The organism is Phenylobacterium sp. LH3H17, assembly GCF_024298925.1.
Lineage (GTDB): Bacteria > Pseudomonadota > Alphaproteobacteria > Caulobacterales > Caulobacteraceae > Phenylobacterium.
This window is the reverse complement of sequence record NZ_CP101283.1, coordinates 238,555-262,144: the sequence shown is the minus strand read 5'-3', so window position 1 is coordinate 262,144 and position 23,590 is coordinate 238,555. Positions and strand designations below refer to the sequence as shown.

Here is a 23,590-nt window from a genome sequence, read left to right as displayed (position 1 = left end):
CGCCCGGGGGCGGCCCTAGTGGATCGTCTGGCTATGCTCGCCGCCCGGCTGGGCGATGCCGCTCAGCGCCTCGCCGGCTTCGGCGTTGTGGCCGGTGCAGGCCAGGTCGGCCAGGGACACGATGCCGACCAGCCGCTTGTTGCGGTCGAGAACCGGCAGCCGACGGATCTGCTGCTCGCTCATGTTGCGCAGCACGTCGTCCACATCCTCGTCGTCGAAGCAGTAGAGAACCTCTGTGCTCATCAGCTCGCGCACCTTGGCGTCGGGGCCCCGGTTCATGGCGACGCCACGGATGGCGATGTCCCGGTCAGTGATCATCCCCACCAACCGGTCGTTCTCGCTCACCGGCAGGATGCCGGCGTCGAGTTCGGCCATCCTCGTGGCGGCTTGGGCGGCGGTTTCGTCCGGATTGGCCATCCGGACGTCGCGCGTCATGCATTCGCTCACACGCATATCGAACCTCATTGGGACAGGTTGGGCCCCCGCATGAGGTGAACCACGGCCGGGGGCCGTTGTTCCTGCGCGATCTAGAACTTCGCCTTCACCTCGACGCCGAGGGTGCGGGGGTCGTTGACGAAGCCGGTCAGGTTGTTGAAGTCGATGCCGCCCTCCAGGCTCTCGTCGTCGGTGATGTTGCGCGCGAAGACCGCCGCCTCCCAGCCGGCCGTGGCGGCGTAGCCGAGGCGCAGGCCGCCTTCCAGCAGCCGGTCGTCGGTGAACTCGGCGGACTGGTAGAGGAAGAAGTTGATCTTCGAGCGATAGGCCCAGTCGGTGAAGGCAAAGAACTCGCCGTCGCCGTAGGGGATCGCGTAGCGCGCCGTGAAGTTGGCGATCCAGCGCGGGGCGTTGGGCAGGCTGTTGCCGTCGATCCGCACCGTGCCGGCGATCGGGCCGGCCGGGTCCAGCACGGTGCAGCCGCCGCCGCAGGGCTGGGTGAAGAGGTTCGGGTCCTGGATCTCGGTGTGATTGTAGGAGAGGCCTGCGGTGAGCAGCAGGTGCTCCATGGGCGCAGCCTCGCCGTTGAACTCGAAGCCGTAGCCCTCGGCCTTGGCGGCGTTGATCAGCTGATTAAAGTTGGCCCCGCCGCCCACGGCGGTGAGCTGCAGATCGTCGACCTTGTAGAAGAAGACGTTGGCGTCGACCCGGGCGCGGCGGTCGAACAGGTCGGCCTTGAAGCCGGCCTCGTAGGACATCAGGGTCTCCTTGTCGGCCACCGAGATGGTCGAGCCGAACAGCAGCCGTCCCTGGATCGAGGGCGCGCGATAGCCCTTGGCGATGCGAGCGTAGAGATTGACGTCCTCGGTGACCGCATAGGTGGTGTTGAGGTTGAAGCTGATCTCGTCGCTCTCCGGCGAGGCGCGCAGCACGCCCGGCGGGACCGGGGCGAAGGGCGGGGTGATCAGCTGGGCGGCCATGAACTCCTTGCTGTCGTCGGAATAGCGCAGGCCGCCCCCGATGCTCCACTGCTCGGTCAGCTTGTAGTCGAGATTGCCGAACAGGGCCCAGGAGGTGGTCTTCTGGTGCTGGATGGCCAGGCCGTTGCGCGCCCCGCCGCCCAGGGTGTCGTAGTTGATCGAGTCGATCTTCACGTCTTCGAAGAAGTAGAAGGCGCCCAGGGTGTACTTCAGGGCCCCGGCGTCGCCCGCGACGCGCAGCTCCTGGCTCCACTGAGCGTGATGGGGCATTCCGTCGGCGCTCTCGGCGGTGAACGGGATGAAGCCCGGGCCGGACGGCGGGGCGAAGACGGCGCCGAAGCCGCCGTCGATATCGCCGCGCGAGAAGGCGGTGACGTGCTCATAGGCGGTGATCGAGGTGATCACCGGCCCGCCCAGGTCATAGGTCAGCTTCAGGCTGGCGCCGGAGGCTTCCACCGTCTGGCCGGACCGGGACTCTGCGTCCTGGAAGATGGTCTCGCGGTCGAAGCCGGGAACGAAGTCGTTGGTCCCCTTGGTGATGATGTTGGCCCGGAAGATCTGCGGCGTGCCGTCTAGGTGCATGTAGTGGGCGTTGAACAGGGCGCTGAACGCTTCGTTGGGCGTGAACAGCAGCTGGCCGCGGAAGGCGTGTTCGTCATAGCCGCCGGTGGCGTTCTTCTTGCCGGTGAAGCCGTTGTCCACCCAGTCGTCGCGGTGCTGGTAGAGGGCCGACAACCTGCCGGCCAGCACGCCCTCGATGATCGGGCCGCCGACCGCGCCCTCGGCGTTTATCGTCCCGAAGGTGGCGTAGGAGACTTGGCCGTAGCCGCCGAAGGTCTGGCGGGGCTTGGCGCTGTCGAACTTCAGGACCCCCGCCGGGGTGTTGCGGCCGAACAGGGTGCCCTGCGGCCCGCGCAGCGCCTCGACCTGATCGATGTCGAACAGCGGGAAGCCTTTCAGCACCGGGCTTTCCAGCACCACCTCGTCATAGACGAAGGAGACCGGCTGGGAGGCGTTGAGGTCGAAGTCGGTATTGCCCAGGCCGCGGATATAGGGCCGCGGGAAGGTGCGGCCGAAGGAGGATTCCAGGGTCACGCTGGGAATGCGGGCGGAGAACACCCGGATGTCGCCGCCGGACGAGCGGATCACCGCCAGCTTCTCGCCGCTCACCGCCGTCACCGAGACCGGCACGTCGTTGAGGCTCTCGGCCCGCTTCTGGGCGGTGATGATCACCTCCTCCAGCTCGGTCCCGGCGTCCTGGGCCAGGGCCGCGCCCGGGGCGAGCATGGCCATCACCAGAGCGGCCCGCGCCGCATGCTTCATGAAATGCGTACGCGAAAGCGGCGACATGGCGAGATCCTCTTGGGCTGGAATTGCTCGCGCTCTAGGCGAGTCCAAGCCGTCATGGAAGCGCAACAATACGGTGGTGCGCACGAGAGGCGCGCAATGTGTCCCGGGCGCCGCGAAACGCCCGGAACTCAGGCGTCCCGGGGCAGATTCAACCCCGACTCTCGCATTTTCAGACGTCGACCTCGGCGTCCAGGGCGTTCGCCTGGATAAACTCGCGGCGCGGCTCGACCAAGTCGCCCATCAGGCGGGTGAACATGTCGTCGGCGTCGTCGGCGTGGTTGACCTTGACCTGCAGCAGGGTGCGGGCGTCGGCGTCCAGCGTGGTTTCCCAGAGCTGATCGGGGTTCATCTCGCCCAGACCCTTGTAGCGCTGGATCGCCAGGCCGCGGCGGCCGGCTTCCATGACCGCAGCGAACAGGTCCAGCGGGCCGCGCACCTTGGCCGAGCGGTCCTTGCGGGTGAAGGTCCCCACGCCCTGGAAGGTCTCGGCCATGGCGGCCGAGCGTTCAGCCAGGCGTCGCGCGTCGGCGGCGTGCAGCAGCAGGTCGTCCAGCACCACGCGCTCGGACACACCGCGGCGGATGCGGGAGAAGGCGAAACCGCCGGTGGCCGCGACCTCTCCGGTCCAGGCGCCGTCGCCTTCCTCGGCGTAGAGGTCCATGCGACTGGCGGCCTTGGTCATGTCGCCGCCGCCCTCGTTCAGCAGTCCGGCCAAGGCGGCCTGCTCAATGGCGATGGCCGGCGCCCGGCTGGAAAGCCGCTCGATATTGGCCTTGGCCCCGCGGGCGCTCTGCACCAGGGCCAGCAGGTCGGCGCCGACCAGCCGTTCACCGGACTCCAGGTCCAGGGTCGCGCCCTCGACGCCCTCGTCGATCAGGTAGTTTTCGAGCTCGGCGTCGTCCTTGAGGTAGCGCGACTGCCGGTTCTTGGTCGCCTTATAGAGCGGCGGCTGGGCGATATAGAGATAGCCGCGCTCGATCAGCTCCGGCATCTGCCGGTAGAAGAAGGTCAGCAGCAGAGTGCGGATGTGGGCGCCGTCGACGTCGGCGTCGGTCATGATCACGATCTTGTGGTAGCGGAGCTTCTCGATATCGAACTCGTCGCGACCAATGCCGGCCCCCAGCGCCACGATCAGGGTGCCGATCTGGTCGGACGACAACATCTTGTCGAACCGGGCGCGCTCCACGTTCAGGATCTTGCCGCGCAGGGGCAGGATCGCCTGGTTCTCACGGTTGCGGGCCTGCTTGGCCGAGCCGCCGGCGGAGTCGCCCTCCACCAGGAAGATCTCGGACTTGGCGGGGTCGCGCTCCTGGCAGTCGGCCAGCTTGCCGGGCAGGGAGGTGATGTCGAGCGCCGACTTGCGCCGCGTCAGTTCGCGGGCCTTGCGGGCCGCCTCGCGGGCGGCGGCGGCCTCGGCGATCTTCTGGACGATCAGCTTGGCCTCGGTCGGATGCTCCTCGAACCACTGGCCGATGCCCTCGGAGACCAGGCCTTCCACGGCCGGCCGGACCTCGGAGGAGACCAGCTTGTCCTTGGTCTGGGATGAGAACTTCGGATCGGGCACCTTGACCGACAGCACGCAGGTCAGGCCCTCGCGGGCGTCCTCCCCCGACAGCGAGACCTTCTCGCGCTTGGTGGCGCCCGAGCTCTCCGCATAGCCGGTGATGATCCGGGTGAGCGCCGAGCGGAAGGCGGCCAGGTGCGTGCCGCCGTCCTTCTGCGGGATGTTGTTGGTGAAGCAGAGGACGTTCTCGTGATAGCCGTCGTTCCACCAGAGCGACATGTCGAGCTCGACGTTCTCCTTCTTGCCGCGGATCACGATCGGGGCCCGCAGCAGGGGCGTCTTGGCCTTGTCCAGGTGGCGCACGAAGGCCTCGATGCCGCCCTCATAGTGCAGCAGCTCGACGAAGGGCTCGGCCTCGCGGTTGTCCTTCAGCCAGATGGTCACGCCGGAGTTCAGGAAGGCGAGCTCCCGCAGCCGGTGCTCCAGGGTCTTCCGGTCGTAGTCGACGAAGGCGAAGGTGTCGGTTGAGGCCATGAAGGTGACCTCGGTGCCCGAAAGGAATTCGCCGTTCTCGCGCAGGGGCGCGTCGCCGGTGACGATCAGGGGCGAGACCGCGTCTCCGCGGCGGAACTCCATCTCGTAGGCCTTGCCGCCGCGATAGATCCTCAGCTTCAGCCAGTCGGAGAGCGCATTCACCACCGAGACGCCGACGCCGTGCAGGCCGCCCGAGACCTTGTAGGAGTTCTGGTCGAATTTCCCGCCGGCGTGCAGCTGGGTCATGATGACCTCGGCCGCCGAGACGCCTTCGCCCTCGTGGATGTCGGTGGGGATGCCGCGGCCGTCGTCGGTGACGGTCACCGAACCGTCGGCGTTGAGGATCACCTCCACCCGCGTGGCCCAGCCGGCCAGGGTCTCGTCGATGGCGTTGTCGACCACCTCATAGACCATGTGGTGCAGGCCCGAGCCGTCGTCGGTGTCGCCGATGTACATGCCGGGGCGCTTGCGCACCGCGTCCAGGCCCTTCAGCACCTTGATGGATTCCGCGCCGTACTCGGCTTGGCCGGCATGCTCGCCCGAGGTGTCGGGGATCTGCGTCTCGTCAGTCATTCAGTGTCCAGAATCGCCAGGCTGGAGCCGTCCACATGGACGCCCTGGGCCCGGCCCTTCAAATCCTCAAAGAGAAGCTCGTCCGTGCCGGTCAGGAACGCCTGCAGCTCGAGCGCCTCGATTTCGTCGAACAGCGCGGCCCGCCTGCGGCGGTCCAGGTGCGCTGCGACCTCGTCCAGCAACAATATAGGGTTTGGCGCCGATTCTGCACGCGAAAGACGCGCCGCCTGGGCCAGAACAAGGTTCAAAATCAGGGCTTTCTGCTCGCCGGTCGAGCATTCCGCCGCCGGACGGTCCTTTTCGGCGTGGACCACCAGCAGATCGCCCCGGTGGGGGCCGGTGAGCGCCCGCCCGGCGGCGGCGTCGCGATCCCGCGCCGACGCCAGGGACCGGGCCAGCCGGGCCTCGATCTCGGCGAACTCCACCCCTTCGCCCGCCATCCGCTCCCAGTCGCCGGTGAGGGTCAGCTTCGCCTGCGGGAAAGGCCTGTCGCCGCGGCCGTCGATCTCGGCCTGCAGTGCGGCTAGCGTCCGGGCGCGGGCCTCGGCCATCAGGGCCCCGGCCTCGGCCAGCCGGGCTTCCAGCGCCGAGAGCCAGGCCGGGTCGGCGGGCCCGTCGGTCAGCAGACGCATGCGCTCGCGCTGGGATTTCTCATAGGCCGAGACATGGGCCGCGTGGCTGGGCTCGCCGGCGAACACCAGGCGGTCCAGGAACCGGCGGCGGTCGCCCGCGCCCTCCAGGAACAGCCGGTCCTGGGCCGGGGTCAGCCAGACCTGGCGCTGAAGGTCGGCCAGGCGCCCCGGCGGCACGGCCTCGCCCTCCAGCCGCACCGTGCGCCGCGCGGCGCCGGGGGTCTCGACGCCAGTTCCGACGCGGGTCTCCTCGCCGGCCTCGACGATGACGGCGGCCACCGCCCAGGCCCGTCCCTGGGTCTCGCCCGGCTGGCGGCGCCCCAGTTCGGCGATGGCCGCGCCGCGCAGCCCCCGGCCGGCGGTGAACAGGCTGATCGCCTCCAGCAGGTTGGTCTTGCCCGCCCCGTTGGGGCCCACCAGGAACACCGGCCGCCCGTCGAGGGCGAGCTCGGCCCGCTCATAGGAGCGGAAGTCCGTCAGGGTCAGGTGGTTGAAGGCGGTCACCGGCGCGTCATAGCGGGTTTCGCGCACGCGCGCGAAGGCGGCGAGCTCTGCCGTCGGAACAACCGGTGGCCCGCCTCGTTCGACATCCTCAACGGAGGATGCCCCCCATGACCGACACGACCGACATCAAAGCCAAGTTCTGGAAAGCCCTGAAGTCCGACAGGACCGTCATGCTGGGCCTGGCCGGGGTCGAGGAAGACCACGCCCAGCCGATGACCGCCCAGACCGAGGGCGACCACGACCAGGGGCCGATCTACTTCTTCACCGCCAAGGACACCGATATCGCCGAAGCCCTCGGGACGGGCCATCGCGCCGTGTTCCAGTTCGCCGACAAGGGCCACCACCTGTTCGCCTCGGTGCATGGCCGGCTGTCCCCCGACAATGACCGCGCCACGATCGAGCGCCTTTGGAACCCCTTCGTCGCAGCCTGGTTCGAGGGCGGCAAGGACGACCCGAAGCTGCAGCTCCTGCGCTTCGAACCCGACGACGCCCAGATCTGGCTGAACGAGAACAGCCTGTTCGCCGGGGTGAAGATGCTGCTCGGCAGCGATCCCAAGCAGGACTACGCCGACAAGGTCGCCGAGGTGCGGCTGAACTAGGCTTCACAGCCGATCTCGGCGTCTGCGCCCGCGCTCGCGCGGAGCGGCTACGACCCCGCCCCAAACACCTTCCGCAGGAACAGCGTCTCGGCCTCCCGTAGCGCGTCGCGGTTCTGTTTCTTGCGGAAGCCGTGGCCTTCGTCCTTGGCCATCATCCACCAGACGTCGCCGCCGTTGGCGCGAACCTTGGCGACGATCTGCTCGCCCTCGGTCCAGGGCACGCGCGGATCGTTGAAGCCGGCGATGACGAACAGCGGCTTGGTCATCTTGTCGGTGAGGTTCAGCGGCGAGATGCGGTCGAACTCGGCCTTCATCTTCGGGTCGCGCTCGTCGCCGTACTCCACCCGCCGCAGGTCGCGCCGGTAGCCCTCGGTATGGGTCAGGAAGGTGGTGAAGTCGGAGATGCCCACCGTGTCGATGGCCCCGGCCAGGCGGTCGTTATAGGCCGCCAGCGCCGCCAGGGTCATGAACCCGCCATAGGATCCTCCGGACACCACCACCCGGCTTTTGTCGAGGTCCGGCTGGCTCGCGATCCAGTCCAGCAGGGCTCCGATGTCCCGGACCGAGTCCTGGCGCTTCATGGCGTTGTCCAGCGCCAGATAGGTCTTCCCATAGCCGGTCGAGCCGCGGACATTCGGCGAGATCACCGTCGCCCCCAGCGCGTTCACCCAGTACTGGTATGTGGTCGAGAAGCCCGGCCGCGACTGGCCCTCGGGCCCGCCATGGATGTCGATGATGACGGGCGTGGGCTCCTTCGCGGCCTTGGGCCGGTAGACCCAGGCGGGGATCTGCCGCCGGTCGAAGCTGACAAAGCGGATCAGGCTCGGCTCGACCATGTCGGCGGGCTTCAGTCCCCCCATCTCGCTATGGGTCCAGCGGACCAGGCTCGCCTCGGCGATATTCCAGGTCCAGACATCGGCCGGCGAGGTCGCCGAGTTCAGCCCGATGGCCAGGCGCAGGGCGTCGGGCGAAAACTTCAGGTCCGCCAGCACCCCCACCGGCAGCTCCGGCTGCGGCAGGGCGCGGCGGGTCATGATGTCGGCGACCACCACCCGGGAGCGGCCGTCCTGATTGATCGCATAGGCCAGCAGCCGGCCGTTCTCGGAGAGGTCGAAGGCCTCGATTTCCCAGGCGCCGCCGTCGGCGACCACCGTCTTGCGGCCGCTGACCAGGTCGTATTCGACCAGCCGGGCGACCTCGGACTTTTCGTCCGACAGCATCAGGACCCGGCGGCCGTCGGGGGTGAACTCGCCGCCGGAATAGGCGATCAGCTTCCGGGACGGATTGATCTCGGTCACCCGGCCGGTGGCGGTTTCCAGCACGAAGACCTTGCTCGACTGGGCCGAGATGGCGCGCCTGAAGAGGATCCTGCCGCCATCCGCCGAAAAGGCCGCGGGCCCGACGGCGCCCTTGCCCTTCAGGGCCACGCGGCGGGTCGCCGGCTGGCCGGTGCGCATCAGCATGATGTCGTAGTCGCCCTTGCCGGGGGTCACCCGGCTCCAGGCCAGCAGGGTCCCGTCGGGGGAGAAGACGAACCCGGTGTTGCGGGTCTTGGGGTCGGTGACCAAGGCCTCGCCGCCCTCGACCGCCGAGGCGTAGCCCTGGAAGTACTCATCGCCGCCGGTGTCGCGGGCGAGGACGAAGGCGCCCGGAACCATCGGCTGGGCCGCGGCCGAGGTCACCGGTTCGTCGAAGAAGGTGAGCTGGGTTCGGTCGCCTCCGGGCGCCTTTACATGGTGGATCTGCGGCGTCTGGCCGAAGCGGGTGGCGATCAGCATCGTCCCGTCGCCCAGCCAGTCGAGGAAGTTGGCCGAGCGGGTGTTCTGATAGCGGTGGAGTTGCTCGCGCACGGCGGGCGGGGTCTCGGGCACGTTCTCGGTGACCAGGGCCCCGACCTCGCGCTTAACCACGGGCGTCGCGGCCAGGGCGGAGCCGCCCGTCAGCAGGGCGGCGAGGCCGCCGATCAGCACGCTACGCATGGACGTTCCACCCGTAATCTCATGGGCGAACCCGCGCCGCCGAGCGTCGAGGGTCAGACCCGCAGCGGCATCAACACGTACTGGACGTCCGCGTCGGTGGGATCGAGCACCAGGGCCGGGTCGTTGGGACCGCCGAAGCGGAATTCGGCCTGTTCGGCGCTGATCTGGTCGGTGACGTCCAGCAGGTAGCGGGCGTTGAAGCTGAGCTCGAAGGCCTCGCCGTCGTAGTCGACCTCGATCTCCTCGACCGCCTGGCCGGCTTCCATGTTGCGCACGGTGAGGATCACCTTGCCGGGCTCGATGGCCATGCGAACCGAGCGGCTCTTTTCGGCCGAGATGGTGGCGACGCGATCCACCGCCTGGGCGAACAGCTTGTTGTCGACCATCATCACCCGGTTGTTGTCCTTGGGGATGACACGGCTGTAGTCGGGGAAGTTGCCGTCGATGACCTTCGAGGTCAGCGCCGCCCCGCCGAAATCGAGCCGGACCTTCTGGGCGCTGAGCTGCAGGTCGACCGATTCGCCGGCGTCCTCCAGCAGGCGACGGGCCTCGGCGATGGTCTTGCGCGGCACGATGACGCCGGGCGTGCCGGCCGAGCCCTCGGGCGCGATCATCTCGGCCAGGGCCAGCCGGTGGCCGTCGGTGGCCACGGCGCGCAGCTTGGCCACCCCGTCCTCCACCACCGTGTGCAGGTAGAGGCCGTTCAGATAGTAGCGGGTCTCCTCGGTGGAGATCGCGAACCGGGTTTTGTCGATCAGTCGGATCAGGTCGCCCACGTCCACGGGCACGCGCGAGGAGAGCCCGTCCGAGGACATGACCGGGAAGTCGCCGGCCGGCAGCACCGGGAGGTTGAACCGCGAGCGCCCGGCCGAGACCGTCAGGCGTGGGTCCTCGCCCGTGAAGGACAGGGAGACGTCGGCGCCTTCCGGCAGCTTGCGGACGATCTCATAGAGCGTGTGGGCGGGCGCGGTGATCTGGCCCGGCTGGTCCACCTGGGCGAAGGCCTCGTCGATGATCTCCATGTCGAGATCGGTCGCCGAGAAGGTCAGCCGTTCGCGCTCGGCCGACAGCAGCACATTGGACAGGATCGGGATGGTGTTGCGCCGCTCGACGGCGCTCTGCACATGCCCCAGCGCCTTGATGAGCGCCGCCCGTTCGATCGTAAGCTTCATGATGTGGTCCGGACCTCCAAGCGCCGGTGCGAGGGAGTCGCCGGCGCCCCCCGCAGGAAGGGACCTGGGACTTTAATCATTTAGAAGCCGCGGGGAAGAGGGGCTTGGCGCCTGCGGCGTCCGGCCTGGTGATATTGCTCAGCCGGGGGAGAGTTCGGCGGTCCCGCAGACGCCGCGCAGGATCTGGGCGAGCTCAGACTGGGTGTACGGCTTGGCCAGCCGCGGCGTGGTTTCGCCCTCGCCGGGCGACAGCTCGGCGTAGCCGGTCGCCAGGATCACCGGCAGATCCCCGTAGCGGCGCGCGATCTCCTCCGCCAGCTGCAGGCCGCTCATCTGCGGCATGGCGTGGTCGGTGATCACCACGTCCACGCGGGTCTCGCCCAGCCTCTCGAGCGCCTCGGCGGCGGAGGACGCGGCGATCGGCCGGTGACCGAGGTCTTCCAGCATCGCGGCGAGGTTCAACAGGACCAGATGGTCGTCATCCACCGCGAGGACGACCAGGGGCCGGAGGCGCTCGTCGCCGGGCGGCCCGGCCGCGCGCGGGGTTTTTGGCGTCCCGACTGCGTCGGCGCGTGGCAGCCACAGGGCCGCCGTGGTCCCGTGATCCGGCCGGCTGCTCAGCACAAGGCGACCACCCGACTGCTCGGCCAGGCCGTGGGCCGTCGAAAGACCGAGCCCCGTGCCCTTGCCGACGCCCTTGGTGGTGTAGAACGGCTCGGTGGCTCGAGCGAGCGTCTGCTCGTCCATCCCGTCGCCCTCGTCGACCACCGCCAACCGGATGTAGTCGCCGGCCGGCAGGCCCGGCCCGGCGCTGGGCTCGATGCACTCCGCCGTCGCTCCGATTGTGACCGTTCCGCCTCCCGGCATGGCGTCGCGGGCGTTCACCACTAGGTTCAGGAGCGCCGCTTCAAGCTGGTTGGCGTCGGTGAAGGCTGGCGGAAGCGCGGGTGGGAACCGCATGACAAGCTTGATGGACGGCCCCACCGATCTCTGCAGCAGCCCGGTCATGCCCCGCACCAGGGCGGGAACGTCGACCCCGTCCAGCTCCAGCTCCTGCTTGCGGGCGAAGGCCAGCATCCGCTGGGTCAGCGCCGCGCCGCGCTGGGCCCCCTGCACGGCGTTGTCGAGCAGGGCCCTGGCCTTGGGGTCGGCCGGGAGCCGTTTGCGCAACAGCTCCAGGCTGCCCAACACCGCCATCAGCAGGTTGTTGAAGTCATGGGCCACGCCGCCGGTGAGTTGGCCGATGGCCTCGAGCTTCTGAGACTGGAAGAGCGCCTGGCGGGCCTGGTCGAGTGCGTCCTGCGCCTGCCGTCGCTCGGTGATGTCGCGGGTGATCTTGGCGAATCCGATCGCCACGCCCGCGTCGTCGCGGATCGGGTCGATGACCACATGGGCCCAGAAGCGCGTACCGTCCTTGCGGACGCGCCAGCCTTCCTTTTCGAAGCGCCCCTCCGCCGCGGCGGTGCGCAACGCCAGGGCCGGTTCGCCGGCCTCGCGGTCCGCCTCGGTGTAGAAGCGGCTGAAATGCTGGCCGATGATCTCCTGGGGCGCGTAGCCCTTGATCCGCTGGGCTCCGGCGTTCCAACTGGTCACGCGTCCGTCCAGGTCGAGCAGGAAGATGGCATAGTCTGTGACGCCCTGGACCAGCAGCCGGAACTGCTGCTCGCTGCGCCGCAAGGCTTCCTCCGCCGCCCTGCGCTCGGTCAGGTCGCGGGTGATCTTCGCGAAGCCCACCAGCTCGCCGGTCGGAGCGCGGATCGGATCGATCAGCACGTGAGCCCAGAATCGGTCGCCGCCCTTGCGGACGCGCCAGCCCTCGGTCTCGTACCGGCCCTCCTGAGCCGCGGTCCGCAAGGCGGTGGCCGGAACATCCGCCGCGCGGTCCTCCTCGGTGTAGAAACGGGAGAAGTGATCGCCGATGATCTCCTCGGCCTCATAGCCCTTGAAGCGACGGGCGCCCGAGTTCCAGCTCACCACCCGGCCGTCGGGATCGAGCATGTAGATGGCGTAGTCGGTGATCGCATCGACCAGCACGCGATACCGACTGTCGTCGGTCGCCAGCGCTATGGAATATCCCGGGCGATCCATCACGACCCCAAACGCAGGGGCCACGGCCCCTCCAACGACCCGAAGCGTATATGCGTGGCTAAGGTTCCCGCCAGGGGTCCTCGGCGCTCGCCTAGGCCCTGGCGCTGTCGGCGATGTCGAAGCGGACCGAGGAGCGGCCGAAGTCGAGCGACACGGTGGTGAACTGGGTCAGCAGGTCGATACCCAGCATCATCGTCGGGGTGTCGTGCAGATCCCACAGCCTGAAGACCGGCACGTCGCTGAACACCACCGGGACGTTGCCCAGGGTCAGGCCGCCCAGGCGCATGAACGGCAGGTTGAGCTGCTCGCCCGTGAAAGCCTCGCCGGCGATGGACAGCATGCCGACCTTCTGGGCCTTGGACGCCGCCCTCGGGTCCATCCGTTCGATGATCCGCCGCAGGGCGGTGTTGCCCAGGGAGAACTGCGAGCCTGAATCGATCATGGCGCTGATCTTGTGGCCGCTGAGATCGGCGTCGACGATGGTGAGCTGACCGGACTTCCGCCGGGCCGGCACCACCACCTTGCCCTCCGCGCTGGCCTCGCGGCGGGACTTGGTGATCTCCAGCGTCCTGCCGGCGAAGCCCAGGACCAGGCGCTGGCCCTTGAGCCAGTCGATGCCCAGCACCCCGTCGATCCCGAACGCGCCCATGGGCAGGACCGGCGCCTCGATATTGCGCCGGCTGCGCGAGCCGATGTCGAGACGGTCGATGGTGACGCTGGCCCGCGAGCGCGGTCCGACGACGGTGTGCACCCTGAGCGCCCGGCCGCGCGGCAGGGCGAGGGTCTCGGCCAGGCCCTGCGAGACGCAGGACGTGTTGGCCCCGGTGTCGACCATGAAGCGGAACGGCCCGCGGCCATTGATCATCACCGGCGCGGTGACGTGGTCGAACACGTTGCTGGAGGCGGTGTCGACCCTGGTCGGCGGGTGGTCCTCGTCGGCGACCTCGGCCAGGACCTCGGGGGGAAGAACGGTGGACGCGGCCTCCTGACCGAACGCCCAGCCCGGCGCGGTGAGCAGGGCTCCGCCAGCGGCGGCGCTCCACCCCATCAGCGCCCGGCGAGTCTGTGACCCTGCCTGCACGTTTCCGACCCCTTTTTGTTCTGGGCCGAGCTTACGCCCGGTGGGGGTCACGGTCAAATGACCGAGGCCGGAATTTCCCTTGCGGGACAAGGAGTAACTCAGACGTTACGCCCGGGTGTCGACCGCGCCGCCAGAGTCCTCGCCGTCCTGGGCTGCATAGGGATTGGCCGGGGCGTCGCCGCCGCCTGGGGCCTGGGCGCCGGAGCCCTTGGCGGCCACCACGACCATGGCCGGACGGATCAGCCGGCCCAGCAGTTCGTAGCCGGGCTGCAGGGTGTTGATCACCCCGCCGGCGGCCACGTCCGGCGAGGCCTGTTCCATCACCGCCTGGTGCTGGTGGGGGTCGAACCTGGCGCCGGCGACCGGATCGATCTTCTTCAGGCCGTTGTTCTCGAAGGCGGTCTGCAGCGCCTTCTCGGTCATCTCGACGCCGACCACGAAATTGTTCACCGCCGGCTCGCCGCTGGCCGGCGGGGTGGTCAGGGCGCGCGACAGGGTGTCGGACACCGTCAGCAGGTCGCGGGCGAATTTCTGGATGGCGTAGGCGCGCGCGTCATTGGCCTCGCGCTCCGTCCGGCGCTTGGTGTTCTCCGCATCGGCGGCCACGCGCAGGACCTGGTCCTTCAGCGCCTGGTTCTCGGCCCGCAAGGCCAGGAGCTCGTCGGCCGCAGCGTCGGCGATCTGTTCGAAGTCTTCAGCCGGCGTTTGATCGTCGGACATCTACAATCCTTTACCCGTTAGCGACCTGGGAGAGCACGCGGGCGGTATAGTCCACCAGCGGGATCACCCGGGCATAGTTGAGACGCGCGGGCCCGATCACGCCGATCGCGCCCAGCACCTTTTGCTGGCCCGTCATATAGGGCGCGGCGATCACGGCGGAACCCGAAAGCGAAAACAGCCGCGTTTCGGCGCCGATGAAGATCCGCACGCCCTGGGCTTCCCGGACGTCGTCCAGCAAACCGATCAGCTGTTCCTTTTGTTCAAGATCGTCGAACAGCATGCGGACCCGCTCCAGGTCGTCGAGGGCCTCGCGGTCGTGCAGCAGGTTGGCGCGGCCGCGGACGATCAGGGACCGCTCGGCGCCTTCGCCGCCCCCCCAGCCGGCGAGGCCTTCCTCGACCAGGCGCGCCGTCATCTCGTTCAACTGGCTGCGCGCGGTGTCCAGCTCGTGCCGCACCTCGGCCTTGGCCTCGTTGAGGGTGCGGCCCCGCAGCCGCGCGTTCATGAAATTCGAGGCTTCCTGCAGGGCGCTGGGGGTGACGCCGGCGGCCAGCTTCATCAGACGGTTCTCGACCACCCCGTCCTCGAACACCATCACCGCCAGGGCCTGGTCGGCGGAGAGCGAGACGAACTCCACGTGCTTGACCCCGGCGTCGCGCACCGGACTCACCACCACGCCGGCGCCGCCCGCCAGGCCCGACAGGATCGCGGTGGCCTCGTTCAGCGCCTCCTCGAAGTTCATGCCCTTGCCGGTGAGGCGCGCCTCGATGGAGCGGCGGTCGTCCTCGGCCACGTCGCCCACCTCCAGCAGGCCGTCGACGAACAGCCTCAGGCCCGCATGGGTCGGCGCGCGGCCGGCGCTCACATGCGGCGCCCCCAGCAGGCCCAGCTGGGTCAGGTCCTGCATGGTGTTGCGGATCGAGGCGGGCGACAGGTGCACCCCGCCCTTGGAGAGCGTGCGCGAGCCCACGGGGTCGCCGGTCTCCAGATAGCTCTCCACCACGCGGCGGAAAATATCGCGGGCGCGGGCGTCCAGTTCGGCGAGCGAAGGCCCGGGTGAAAGCAGGGGACTGGTCACGATAGGCGGCGGTGCTCGTTGCGAGCCATGGACGGAACCTCTTCGATCTAGGATAAGCCCGCCGGCGCAAGACGCCAGCACCATCGCCAAGGTTTCCCATGCGCCCGTCCGACCGCACCGCCGACCTGCTCCGTCCCGTGACCCTGGAGGTGGGCGTCAACCGCTATGCGGAGGGCTCGTGCCTGGCGTCCTTCGGCCACACCAAGGTGCTGATCACCGCCAGCGTCGAGGACCGGGTGCCGGGCTTCATGCGCGGCCGCGGCCAGGGCTGGGTGACCGCCGAATACGGCATGCTGCCGCGCGCCACCCACACACGGGGCCGCCGTGAAGCCTCGGAGGGCAAGCAGTCGGGCCGCACCCAGGAGATCCAACGGCTGATCGGCCGCTCCATGCGCGCCATCGTCGATCCCATAGCGCTCGGCGAGCGCCAGATCTCCATCGACTGCGATGTGATCCAGGCCGATGGCGGCACGCGGACGGCGGCGATCACCGGCGCCTGGGTGGCCCTGCGGGTGGCGACGAAATACCTGATGGAGGAAGGCCTGATCGTGAAGGACCCGATCCTGGATCAGGTGGCGGCGATCTCGTGCGGGATCTTCAAGGGCGTTCCGGTCCTGGACCTGGAATACGAGGAGGATTCCAACGCCGAGGCCGACGCCAACTTCGTGCTGACCGGCACGGGCGACATCGTGGAGGTCCAGGCCACCGGCGAGAAGCGCGGCTTCAGCCAGGGCGAGTTCGAGGCGCTGTTCTCCCTGGCCCGCAAGGGCATCGGCGAGCTCTGCGAGCTGCAGAGGATCGCGACGGGCGGCTGAGGACTCGCTGCGCCCATAGATGCTCCCCTTCTGGGGGAGCTGTCGGCGAAGCCGACTGAGGGGGACTTTGACCCTTGCTCGTGGGCTTCAGCCCCCTCCGTAACGTCGCCAAAGAGGGCGCCGCGCCACCTCCCCCAGAAGGGGAGGAACGAGCGGTCTTAGAACCCGAACAGCGGGTAGCGGTACGAGCCGCCGCGGGCGATTTCGCGGGCGAACGGGCCCATCAGCTTGACGATGAAGGTCTCAATGGCGTGAGCCATGATGCAGCTCCTTGTGTGCAATGCAGCAATTGTTGCAGCGCACATATGAGCAGAGTCCTAACTTATCAATGGTTAGATCGGCATTTTTGACGGGTGCGCTGCAATTTCTTCGGGCGTATAGCGACCTAGAAGCCGTCGTCGTCGCCGGGACCGTCGTCGGGCCCGGGCTCGTAGTCGAGCAGGTCACCTGGCCGGCAGTCGAGTTCACGGCACAGGGCCGAGAGGGTCGAGAAGCGCACCGCGCGCGCCTTGCCGGTCTTGAGGATCGACAGGTTGGCGATGGTCACGCCGGCCCGGTCGGCAAGCTCGGTCAGCGACATCCGCCGCTCCAGCAGCACGCGGTCGAGGTTTACACGGATCGGCATGTCAGATCGTCAGTTCCGCTTCGCGGCGCAGCCGCGCACCCTCGCGGAACACCTCCGCAAGTACGAAGACCACCAGGACCGAGAACCAGGCGGTCAGGCTGAAATTGGGTTCGACCTCATTGGCGCCGGGCAGCAGCCAGGCGCCCACGGCCCAGACGGCGTAGCGGAGCAGTTCCAGGCCGGCCAGGATCAGGCCGATCACCCGCAGGCGCCGCACATTGTCGGGGTGGAAGGGGTCTCCGGCCGTCAGGGTCATGAAGATCCGCCGCAGCCGATCGACGATGAACAGGACACCGGTCATGTAGAGCGCCGCAGCCGCCAATCCGCCCACCATCACGGGGCCGAGATTGGCGATCTCCGCGGCGCCGGCGCGGATCGAGATGCTGTCGATCAGCTCCGGATTGAAGCTTAGGAGCAGAGCCAGCAACATCAACACGCCCACCAGGATCACCCCCGCCCAAAGGGCGAAGAACACCACGTCCAGGATGGTCTTCAGGAAGCTCGACACCGAGCCGGGTCCCAAGGCGCGCATCGCGGCCCTCCGTCGAAAGCGAAGGCGCCAGACTAGGCGATCAGGCGCTGCGCCACCACGGCCACGGTCGGAACCGCCGCCATAACCACGACCGCCATCATCAGGACCCGGTCCATCGCGCTCATCATGGAAGAGAACATTTTCAATCTCCTGTCTCATTGTGCGACGCAACATTTGTCGCGCCCTTCTGAGCAGCATGAATAGGACCACATCGCTTTTCGATCAATCTAATTATCGATTATCGATATTAAATCGACGTAACATTATGAACTTTTCGCAATGCAGCAGAAGCGCCGCGGCCGGCGGCATGGCGGGCGGACCCGGCCTCGCCTATGGTTCGCGGCCATCCTGTCCCGGAGTCCTCCATGGCCCTCAAGCTCGAACCCGGCGCCAAGCTGGTGGTCGCCACCCATAATCCCGGCAAGGCGCGCGAACTGGCGGCCATCCTCGACAATCGCTTCGAGCTGGTCACGGCCGGAAGCCTCGGCCTGCCGGAGCCCGAGGAGACCGAGGCCACCTTCACCGGCAACGCCCTGCTGAAGGCCCGCGCGGCGGCCGAGGCCTCTGGGCTGATCGCCCTGGCCGACGATTCTGGGCTGTCGGTGGCGGCCCTGGACGGCCAGCCGGGCATCTTCTCGGCGCGCTGGGGCGGCCCGGACAAGGATTTCGCCGCCGCCATGCGCAAGGTCGAGGAACGTCTGGAGGAGACCGGAAGCGAGGATCGCGGCGCCTGGTTCACCTGCGCGCTCGCCGTCGCCTGGCCGGACGGACCGGCGGTGGTGGTCGAGGGCCGGGTGGACGGGACCCTGGTCTTCCCCGGCCGCGGCGACCGGGGCCACGGCTATGATCCGATCTTCCAGGCGCTCGGCCATGACGTCACCTATGGCGAGCTCGACCCCGAGGTGAAGGACGCCGACAGCCATCGGGCGCGGGCCTTCGCCAAGCTCAAGGCCGCCCTGACTTGAGCCCCGCCCCGCCGCTGGGCGTTTATGTCCACTGGCCCTATTGCGCCCGCATCTGCCCCTATTGCGACTTCAACGTCGTCCGCGCGCGAGGCCGCGACGAGGAGCAGGCGCGGCTGGTCCAGGCGATCTGCGCCGACCTCGCCGCCCAGCGCGAGCTGACCGGCCCGCGTGAACTGGTCTCGGTCTTCCTGGGCGGCGGCACGCCCTCGCTGATGGACCCGGACTGGGCAGGTGAGATCGTGGCGCTCGCCAAGCGGCTCTGGACGCCCGCCGACGACATCGAGGTCACCCTCGAGGCCAATCCCACCGACGCCGAGGCCGACCGGTTCGCGGGCTTCGCGGCCGCGGGTGTGGACCGGCTGTCGCTCGGCCTGCAGTCTCTGCACGACGACGCGCTCAAGCTGCTTGGCCGCAACCACGATGCGGCCCAGGCGCTGCGCGCGGCCGAGGTCGCCGCCAGGACCTTCCCACGGCTGTCCCTGGACCTGATCTACGCCCGCCCCGGCCAGACCCCGCTCGCCTGGGCCGAGGAGCTCCAGGCGGCGATCAAGCTGGGCGCGGAGCACATCTCGCCCTACCAGCTGACCATCGAAACCGGCACCGCCTTCGACCGGGCGGTGCGGCGCGGGACCCTGGTCCCGCCGGGCGAGGACACCGCCGCGGATCTGTTCGAGACCACCCAGCAGGTCCTGGAAGCCGCGGGCTTCGAGGCCTATGAGGTCTCCAACCATGCGCGCGGGTCCGCCGCCCGCTCGCGCCACAACCTAGTCTACTGGACCGGCGCAGACTATGTGGGCGTGGGTCCTGGGGCCCATGGGCGCCTGACGCTGCAGGGCCGACGCGTCGCCACCTGCGCCCAGGCCAGGCCCGCCGACTACATCGCCGCCGTCGCCGCGGCCGGGACCGGCTTCGCCACCCGCGAGACCCTCGATCCGCGTCAGACCGCCGAGGAGCGGCTGCTGTCGGGCCTGCGGATCGGGCCGGGCGTGGCCTTCGCCGAGGTGGCGGCCCTGGGACTCTCGCCCGATCACCCCGAGGTGGCCTCCCTGGTCGCCGCCGGCCTGATCGCGGACGATAGCCTTCGCCTGCGGGCCACAGCCGCTGGCCGCCTGCTGCTGGACCACCTCACCGGCCGGCTGGCGAGCTGACCCTGCGACTTGGCTTCGACGCCGCGACGAGCCTAGGTTGCGCGGAAACTCGAAGGGGGACGACATGGCGAACTGGGCTCTGGCGATGGCGGCGGCGCTCGTCCTGTCGGGCGGCGCGGCGTCGGCCCAGGCTCCGGCCGCGGCCCCGGCGGCCAAGCCAAGCGCCGCCGGCGGACTGGGCCTGACCCAACTCGCCCTTATGGACCGGGTCTCGGACCCCCGCCTGTCGCCGGACGCCCGGCGCGTCCTCTACAATGTCCGCGCCACCGACTGGGCCGGCAACCGCGGCGCCACGGCCCTCTGGGTGATCGAGCCCGACGGGTCGCGCCGCCGGCTTGCCGTCTCCGATGGCGGGGCGAGCTCGGGCCGCTGGGCGCCGGATGGATCCATCTACTTCCTGTCGAGCCGGGGCGGCTCCAACCAGGTCTGGCGCGCCGACCGCGACGGCCAGGCGGCGGCGCAGGTGACCAGCCTCCCTGTGGACGTCACCCATTTCCGCATCTCGGCCGACGGCCGCGACCTAGTCCTGGCTGCGGCGGTCTTCCTGGACTGTTCCGACCTCGCCTGCACCCGCGACCGCCTGAAGGCCCAGGCCGACAGCAAGTCGACGGTCCGCGCCTATGACCGCCTGCCCCTGCGGCCGTGGGACACGTGGAACGACGGGCGGCGCAGCCACCTGTTCGTCCAGCCCCTCAACGGCTCGGGCCTGGCGCAGGGCGCGCCGCGCGACCTCACGCCCGGCTTCGACGGCGACATCCCGTCGCGGCCGCTGGGCGGCGACGACGCCTTCGTCATCAGCGGTAGCCACGTGGTCTTCCAGGCCCAGAACCAGGGCGCGGCCGAGGCCTTCACCGACAACGCCGACCTGTTCCGCGTGGCCCTCGCCGGCGGCGCGCCGGCAAACCTCACCCAGGCCAACCGCGCGCCTGACTACGCCCCGGCCATCTCTCCCGACGGCCGGCGCCTGGCCTGGCTGGCGGGGCGTCGCGAGAACGTCGGCGGCGACCAGCCGGCGATCGTGGTGGCCGACGCCGACGGGTCCAATCCCCGCACCATCGCCGGAGACTGGGATCGCGGCCCGGGCAGCCTCAGGTGGAGCTCGGACGGCAGGGCGCTCTACGCCACCGCAGCGGAGAACGGGCAGCAGAAGCTGTTCCGCATCGAGGTCCGATCGGGAGCCGTCGCCGCGGTCAGCGGAACCGGAACCGTCGCCGGCTTCGACGAGGCGCGGGGGCGGCTGGTCCTAACGCACGAGAGCTTCCAGGGCCCGACCCAGATCGTCGAAGGCGGCCGCGCCCTGACCGATCACAACGCCGCAGCCCTGACCGGTCTGGACCTGCCGAAGGCCGAGGTATTCACCTTCCCGGGCTGGAACGGCGAGCCGGTGCAGGGCTGGGTGTTCAAGCCGGCGGGCTATGTGGAGGGGCGGCGATACCCCGTAGTCTACCTCATCCACGGCGGCCCCAAGTCGCCCTGGACCGACGGCTGGAGCTACCGCTGGAACCCGCAGGTCTATGCCGCCGCCGGCTATGGCGTGGTGATGGTCAACTTCCACGGCTCCCCTGGATTCGGCCAGGCCTTCACCGATTCGATCACCAACCATTGGGGCGACCGGCCGCTGGAAGACCTGCAGAAGGGCTGGACCGCGGCCCTGGCGGCCAATCCCTGGATGGACGGTGACCGGGCCTGCGCGGTCGGCGCGTCCTACGGCGGTTACATGGTCAACCTGATCGCCGGACGCTGGAACGGGCCCTGGCGCTGCCTGGTGAACCACGCCGGCGTGTTCGACGTGGCCCAGATGATGAACGCCATGGACACGGCCAATTTCGTCAGCGAGTTCGGCGGCCCCGCCTGGGAGCGGCCGGAGGTCTACGCCGCCTTCACCCCCAACGCCTACGTGGCCGACTGGAAGAAGCCGATGCTGGTCCTGCACGGCTCGCGCGACTTCCGCGTGCCGGTGGAGCAGGGCCTGGCTACGTTCTCGGCCCTGCAGCGCAAGGGAATCGAGAGCCGCTTCGTCCACGTGCCGGACGAGAACCACTGGGTGCTCAAGCCCCAGAACTGGATGGCCTGGCAGCAGGAGATCCTGGACTGGACCCAGGCCCATACCGGACCGCCGCCGGCCCCCTGATCGGGCTTGCCTTCCGCGGCCTGAGCGGCGAAGCCTTGCCCATGTCGCGCCATCCCCCACCGCCGCAGCTCTCTGACGCGCCGCTCGCGCCCGGCCTCTATGTGGTGGCCACGCCCATCGGCAACCTGCGCGACATCACCCTTCGGGCCCTCGACGTGCTCGCCGCCGCCGACCTGGTCCTGGCCGAGGACACCCGGGTGGCGGGCAAGCTGCTCCACGCCTTCGGCCTCTCCAAGAAGCTCGAGCGCTATGACGAGCACGCCGCCGAGCGGGCCGGTCCCAAGGCGCTCGCCGTCCTCGCCGATGGCGGCCGGGTGGCCCTGGTGTCGGACGCCGGCACGCCTCTGGTCTCCGATCCCGGCTTCCTGCTGGTGCGCGAGGCGATCGCCCAAGGCTCGGCCGTCTATCCGATCCCCGGCGCCTCGGCCCTGCTGGCGGGGCTGTCCGTGGCCGGATTGCCCACCGACCGCTTCCTGTTCGCGGGCTTCCCACCGCCCAAGAGCGCCGCGCGGCGCACCTTCTTCGAGGAACTGGCCGGAATCCGCGCCACCCTGGTGTTCTTCGAGGGCGGCTCGCGGGTGGCCGCCAGCCTGGCCGACATGGCCGCGGTGTTCGGGCCGCGCGAGGCCGTCGTCGCCCGCGAACTGACCAAGCTCTACGAGACCGTGACCCGTGGGTCGCTGGACGACCTGGCCGCCGATCCCAAGATGGTCGCGCCCAAGGGCGAGTTCGTCCTGATGGTCGGGCCGGGCCGGGTCGAGGCCGCCACCGCCGCCGACGCCGACACCGCCCTGCTCGACGCGCTTGCTCGCCTGCGCCCCGCCGAGGCCGCCGCCGAGGTGGCCAAGGCGCTGGGCCTGCCGCGCCGGGACCTCTACCGCCGTGCCATGGCGCTCAAGGCGGGAGACGGGGAGTGAACCCCGTCCGCCAGGCGCGCGGGACCGCGGCGCGGCTGGCCGGCCGCCGGGCCGAGGTCTGGGCGGCGATCTGGCTGATGGCCAAGGGCTACCGCATCCTGGGCTTCCGCCTGCGCACGCCCCAGGGGGAGATCGACCTGCTGGCCCAACGCGGCCAGGTGCTGGCGGTGGTCGAGGTCAAGCAGCGCACGACCCTTGAGTCCGCTCTGGAAGCCGTCACCCAAACCCAGCGCGATCGCCTGCGCCGGGCGGGGCAAATGCTCGCAGCCCGACGGCCCAGCTTGCAAAAACTCGCGGTTCGCCTCGATCTGATCGCGCTCGCGCCCGGCAAGCTTCCGATTCATAGTCGGGACGCTTGGAACGGCGCCTGAGTCGCCAGGAACTGATGACCCGAGAAGACGCTGAAACCCTGCTGAAGGAAGCCGGCCGCGCCGGCGACGGCGACTTCCCGCTGCTGGAGGCCGCCATCGCCTGCGCCGTGCACGAGGATCCCGAGCGCGATCCGGACGCCGCCCGCGACCTGGCCCGCTTCGGGGTCGAGCGCCTGACCGAGCGCCTGGCCCTCGAGAGCCCGGAAGAGGCCCTGGCCGAGGCCATGGCCGGCGACCTGCGCCTGGGCGGCGACCTGTTCACCTACGAGCATCCCGACAACGCCGACGTCGTGGCCGTGGCCACCCGGCGCAAGGGCCTGCCCGTGGCGCTGGGGGTGTTCTACCTGCATGTGGCGCGCAAGTGCGGCCTGACCGTCCAGGGAGTCGATTTCCCCGGCCACTTCCTGCTGCGCATCGAGACCGCCGAGGGACCGCTGGCCATGGACCCGTTCAGCGAGGGCCGGGTGGTGCTGCCCTCCGAGCTCACCCGCCGGGCCCTGCACGCCGGCCTGACCCCCAACGTGGCCGACCGGCTGGACCGGCTGATGGCGCCGGCCAGCGACCGCGATGTGCTGATCCGTCTGCAGAACAACATCTTCGCCCGCGCCAGCAACGCCCGCGACTTCCCCCGCGCCGAGCGCGCCGCCCTGCGCCGCGCCCTGCTCGATCCCGCCGACCACCGCCCCTGGCTGGACGTCGCCGCCGCCCGCGAGGGCCAGGGCGCGCTGGCCGGCGCGATGGAGGCCCTGACCCACGCCGGGACCCTGGACGGCGGCGCGGCGCTGGCCGCCCGCGCCCAGCGCGAACGGGTGCGCCTGCGGCTGAACTGACAGCGCCCTCAGCGATCCTCGCTGGCG

Annotated in this window: 20 protein-coding genes; 8 read left to right on the top strand and 12 right to left on the bottom strand. The window is 69.5% G+C overall.

What is annotated here, in order from left to right:
- Positions 1–15: 15 nt before the first annotated feature.
- From M9M90_RS01295 to recF, 4 genes are all read right to left on the bottom strand, one after another.
- Positions 16–435, bottom strand: coding sequence for a CBS domain-containing protein (locus tag M9M90_RS01295; protein WP_254835358.1), 420 nt, complete (start codon positions 433–435; stop codon positions 16–18).
- Between the two features lie 92 nt (positions 436–527).
- The gene (locus M9M90_RS01290) at positions 528–2,765 is read right to left on the bottom strand and encodes a TonB-dependent receptor (RefSeq protein WP_254835357.1); all 2,238 of its coding nucleotides are present in this window, start codon (positions 2,763–2,765) and stop codon (positions 528–530) included.
- Between the two features lie 169 nt (positions 2,766–2,934).
- The gene (gyrB, locus tag M9M90_RS01285) at positions 2,935–5,376 is read right to left on the bottom strand and encodes a DNA topoisomerase (ATP-hydrolyzing) subunit B (protein WP_254835356.1); all 2,442 of its coding nucleotides are present in this window, start codon (positions 5,374–5,376) and stop codon (positions 2,935–2,937) included.
- A complete protein-coding gene (recF, locus tag M9M90_RS01280; RefSeq protein ID WP_254837195.1) occupies positions 5,373–6,512 on the bottom strand; it encodes a DNA replication/repair protein RecF in 1,140 nt (379 codons plus the stop codon). Before recF ends, gyrB begins: the two co-directional genes overlap by 4 nt.
- A gap of 107 nt (positions 6,513–6,619) precedes the next feature.
- Here recF and M9M90_RS01275 point away from each other — a divergent pair, with 107 nt between their 5' ends.
- Positions 6,620–7,111, top strand: a complete 492-nt coding sequence (locus M9M90_RS01275; RefSeq protein WP_254835355.1) for a pyridoxamine 5'-phosphate oxidase family protein — start codon at positions 6,620–6,622, stop codon at positions 7,109–7,111.
- Positions 7,112–7,158: 47 nt separating this feature from the next.
- Here the strand turns inward: M9M90_RS01275 and M9M90_RS01270 are convergent, their stop codons facing one another.
- The 6 genes from M9M90_RS01270 to hrcA form a co-directional block, all read right to left on the bottom strand.
- The gene (locus M9M90_RS01270) at positions 7,159–9,090 is read right to left on the bottom strand and encodes a prolyl oligopeptidase family serine peptidase (protein ID WP_254835354.1); all 1,932 of its coding nucleotides are present in this window, start codon (positions 9,088–9,090) and stop codon (positions 7,159–7,161) included.
- A gap of 53 nt (positions 9,091–9,143) precedes the next feature.
- Complete coding sequence (gene dnaN / locus M9M90_RS01265; protein ID WP_254835353.1) at positions 9,144–10,262, bottom strand: DNA polymerase III subunit beta; 1,119 nt, start codon at positions 10,260–10,262, stop codon at positions 9,144–9,146.
- Between the two features lie 138 nt (positions 10,263–10,400).
- Positions 10,401–12,350 (bottom strand): PAS domain-containing sensor histidine kinase, encoded by a 1,950-nt coding sequence (locus M9M90_RS01260; RefSeq protein ID WP_254835352.1) that lies wholly within the window; start codon positions 12,348–12,350, stop codon positions 10,401–10,403.
- A gap of 91 nt (positions 12,351–12,441) precedes the next feature.
- The gene (locus tag M9M90_RS01255) at positions 12,442–13,431 is read right to left on the bottom strand and encodes a retroviral-like aspartic protease family protein (protein ID WP_254835351.1); all 990 of its coding nucleotides are present in this window, start codon (positions 13,429–13,431) and stop codon (positions 12,442–12,444) included.
- A 105-nt stretch (positions 13,432–13,536) separates the two neighbouring features.
- The gene (gene grpE, locus M9M90_RS01250; protein WP_254835350.1) at positions 13,537–14,151 is read right to left on the bottom strand and encodes a nucleotide exchange factor GrpE; all 615 of its coding nucleotides are present in this window, start codon (positions 14,149–14,151) and stop codon (positions 13,537–13,539) included.
- Between the two features lie 10 nt (positions 14,152–14,161).
- Positions 14,162–15,313, bottom strand: coding sequence for a heat-inducible transcriptional repressor HrcA (gene hrcA / locus M9M90_RS01245; protein WP_371876890.1), 1,152 nt, complete (start codon positions 15,311–15,313; stop codon positions 14,162–14,164).
- A gap of 14 nt (positions 15,314–15,327) precedes the next feature.
- On the opposite strand from hrcA, the gene rph reads away from it, so the two are divergent.
- Positions 15,328–16,044, top strand: coding sequence for a ribonuclease PH (rph, locus tag M9M90_RS01240; protein ID WP_254835349.1), 717 nt, complete (start codon positions 15,328–15,330; stop codon positions 16,042–16,044).
- 385 nt (positions 16,045–16,429) lie between these two features.
- Here the strand turns inward: rph and M9M90_RS01235 are convergent, their stop codons facing one another.
- Positions 16,430–16,669: a helix-turn-helix transcriptional regulator gene (locus M9M90_RS01235; RefSeq protein WP_254835348.1), complete on the bottom strand. Its 240-nt coding sequence runs from the start codon at positions 16,667–16,669 to the stop codon at positions 16,430–16,432.
- A gap of 1 nt (position 16,670) precedes the next feature.
- A complete protein-coding gene (locus M9M90_RS01230; protein WP_254835347.1) occupies positions 16,671–17,201 on the bottom strand; it encodes a DUF2975 domain-containing protein in 531 nt (176 codons plus the stop codon).
- Positions 17,202–17,566: 365 nt separating this feature from the next.
- Here M9M90_RS01230 and rdgB point away from each other — a divergent pair, with 365 nt between their 5' ends.
- The 6 genes from rdgB to M9M90_RS01200 all read left to right on the top strand — a co-directional run bounded on the left by rdgB (position 17,567) and on the right by M9M90_RS01200 (position 23,563).
- On the top strand, positions 17,567–18,166 hold the full coding sequence (rdgB, locus tag M9M90_RS01225) for an RdgB/HAM1 family non-canonical purine NTP pyrophosphatase (RefSeq protein WP_254835346.1): 600 nt from the start codon (positions 17,567–17,569) through the stop codon (positions 18,164–18,166).
- On the top strand, positions 18,163–19,314 hold the full coding sequence (gene hemW / locus M9M90_RS01220) for a radical SAM family heme chaperone HemW (RefSeq protein ID WP_254835345.1): 1,152 nt from the start codon (positions 18,163–18,165) through the stop codon (positions 19,312–19,314). Before rdgB ends, hemW begins: the two co-directional genes overlap by 4 nt.
- Before the next feature lie 64 nt (positions 19,315–19,378).
- On the top strand, positions 19,379–21,445 hold the full coding sequence (locus M9M90_RS01215) for a S9 family peptidase (protein ID WP_254835344.1): 2,067 nt from the start codon (positions 19,379–19,381) through the stop codon (positions 21,443–21,445).
- A gap of 41 nt (positions 21,446–21,486) precedes the next feature.
- Positions 21,487–22,362, top strand: coding sequence for a 16S rRNA (cytidine(1402)-2'-O)-methyltransferase (gene rsmI / locus M9M90_RS01210; RefSeq protein ID WP_254835343.1), 876 nt, complete (start codon positions 21,487–21,489; stop codon positions 22,360–22,362).
- Entirely contained in the window at positions 22,359–22,733 is a 375-nt protein-coding gene (locus M9M90_RS01205) for a YraN family protein (RefSeq protein WP_254835342.1), read from the top strand. The genes rsmI and M9M90_RS01205 overlap by 4 nt, the downstream gene beginning before the upstream one ends.
- Before the next feature lie 14 nt (positions 22,734–22,747).
- Entirely contained in the window at positions 22,748–23,563 is an 816-nt protein-coding gene (locus M9M90_RS01200) for a SirB1 family protein (RefSeq protein WP_254835341.1), read from the top strand.
- Positions 23,564–23,590: the final 27 nt, after the last annotated feature.

Excerpts from the sequence above, each read along its gene's own strand:
- M9M90_RS01295 (WP_254835358.1), bottom strand. The coding sequence starts at position 435 with ATGACGCGCGACGTCCGGATGGCCAATCCGGACGAAACCGCCGCCCAA.
- M9M90_RS01290 (WP_254835357.1), bottom strand. The coding sequence starts at position 2,765 with ATGTCGCCGCTTTCGCGTACGCATTTCATGAAGCATGCGGCGCGGGCC.
- gyrB (WP_254835356.1), bottom strand. The coding sequence starts at position 5,376 with ATGACTGACGAGACGCAGATCCCCGACACCTCGGGCGAGCATGCCGGC.
- M9M90_RS01275 (WP_254835355.1), top strand. The coding sequence starts at position 6,620 with ATGACCGACACGACCGACATCAAAGCCAAGTTCTGGAAAGCCCTGAAG.
- M9M90_RS01270 (WP_254835354.1), bottom strand. The coding sequence starts at position 9,090 with ATGCGTAGCGTGCTGATCGGCGGCCTCGCCGCCCTGCTGACGGGCGGC.
- dnaN (WP_254835353.1), bottom strand. The coding sequence starts at position 10,262 with ATGAAGCTTACGATCGAACGGGCGGCGCTCATCAAGGCGCTGGGGCAT.
- M9M90_RS01260 (WP_254835352.1), bottom strand. The coding sequence starts at position 12,350 with ATGGATCGCCCGGGATATTCCATAGCGCTGGCGACCGACGACAGTCGG.
- grpE (WP_254835350.1), bottom strand. The coding sequence starts at position 14,151 with ATGTCCGACGATCAAACGCCGGCTGAAGACTTCGAACAGATCGCCGAC.
- hrcA (WP_371876890.1), bottom strand. The coding sequence starts at position 15,313 with ATGGTGCTGGCGTCTTGCGCCGGCGGGCTTATCCTAGATCGAAGAGGT.
- rph (WP_254835349.1), top strand. The coding sequence starts at position 15,328 with ATGCGCCCGTCCGACCGCACCGCCGACCTGCTCCGTCCCGTGACCCTG.
- M9M90_RS01235 (WP_254835348.1), bottom strand. The coding sequence starts at position 16,669 with ATGCCGATCCGTGTAAACCTCGACCGCGTGCTGCTGGAGCGGCGGATG.
- M9M90_RS01230 (WP_254835347.1), bottom strand. The coding sequence starts at position 17,201 with ATGCGCGCCTTGGGACCCGGCTCGGTGTCGAGCTTCCTGAAGACCATC.
- rdgB (WP_254835346.1), top strand. The coding sequence starts at position 17,567 with ATGGCCCTCAAGCTCGAACCCGGCGCCAAGCTGGTGGTCGCCACCCAT.
- M9M90_RS01215 (WP_254835344.1), top strand. The coding sequence starts at position 19,379 with ATGGCGAACTGGGCTCTGGCGATGGCGGCGGCGCTCGTCCTGTCGGGC.
- rsmI (WP_254835343.1), top strand. The coding sequence starts at position 21,487 with ATGTCGCGCCATCCCCCACCGCCGCAGCTCTCTGACGCGCCGCTCGCG.
- M9M90_RS01200 (WP_254835341.1), top strand. The coding sequence starts at position 22,748 with ATGACCCGAGAAGACGCTGAAACCCTGCTGAAGGAAGCCGGCCGCGCC.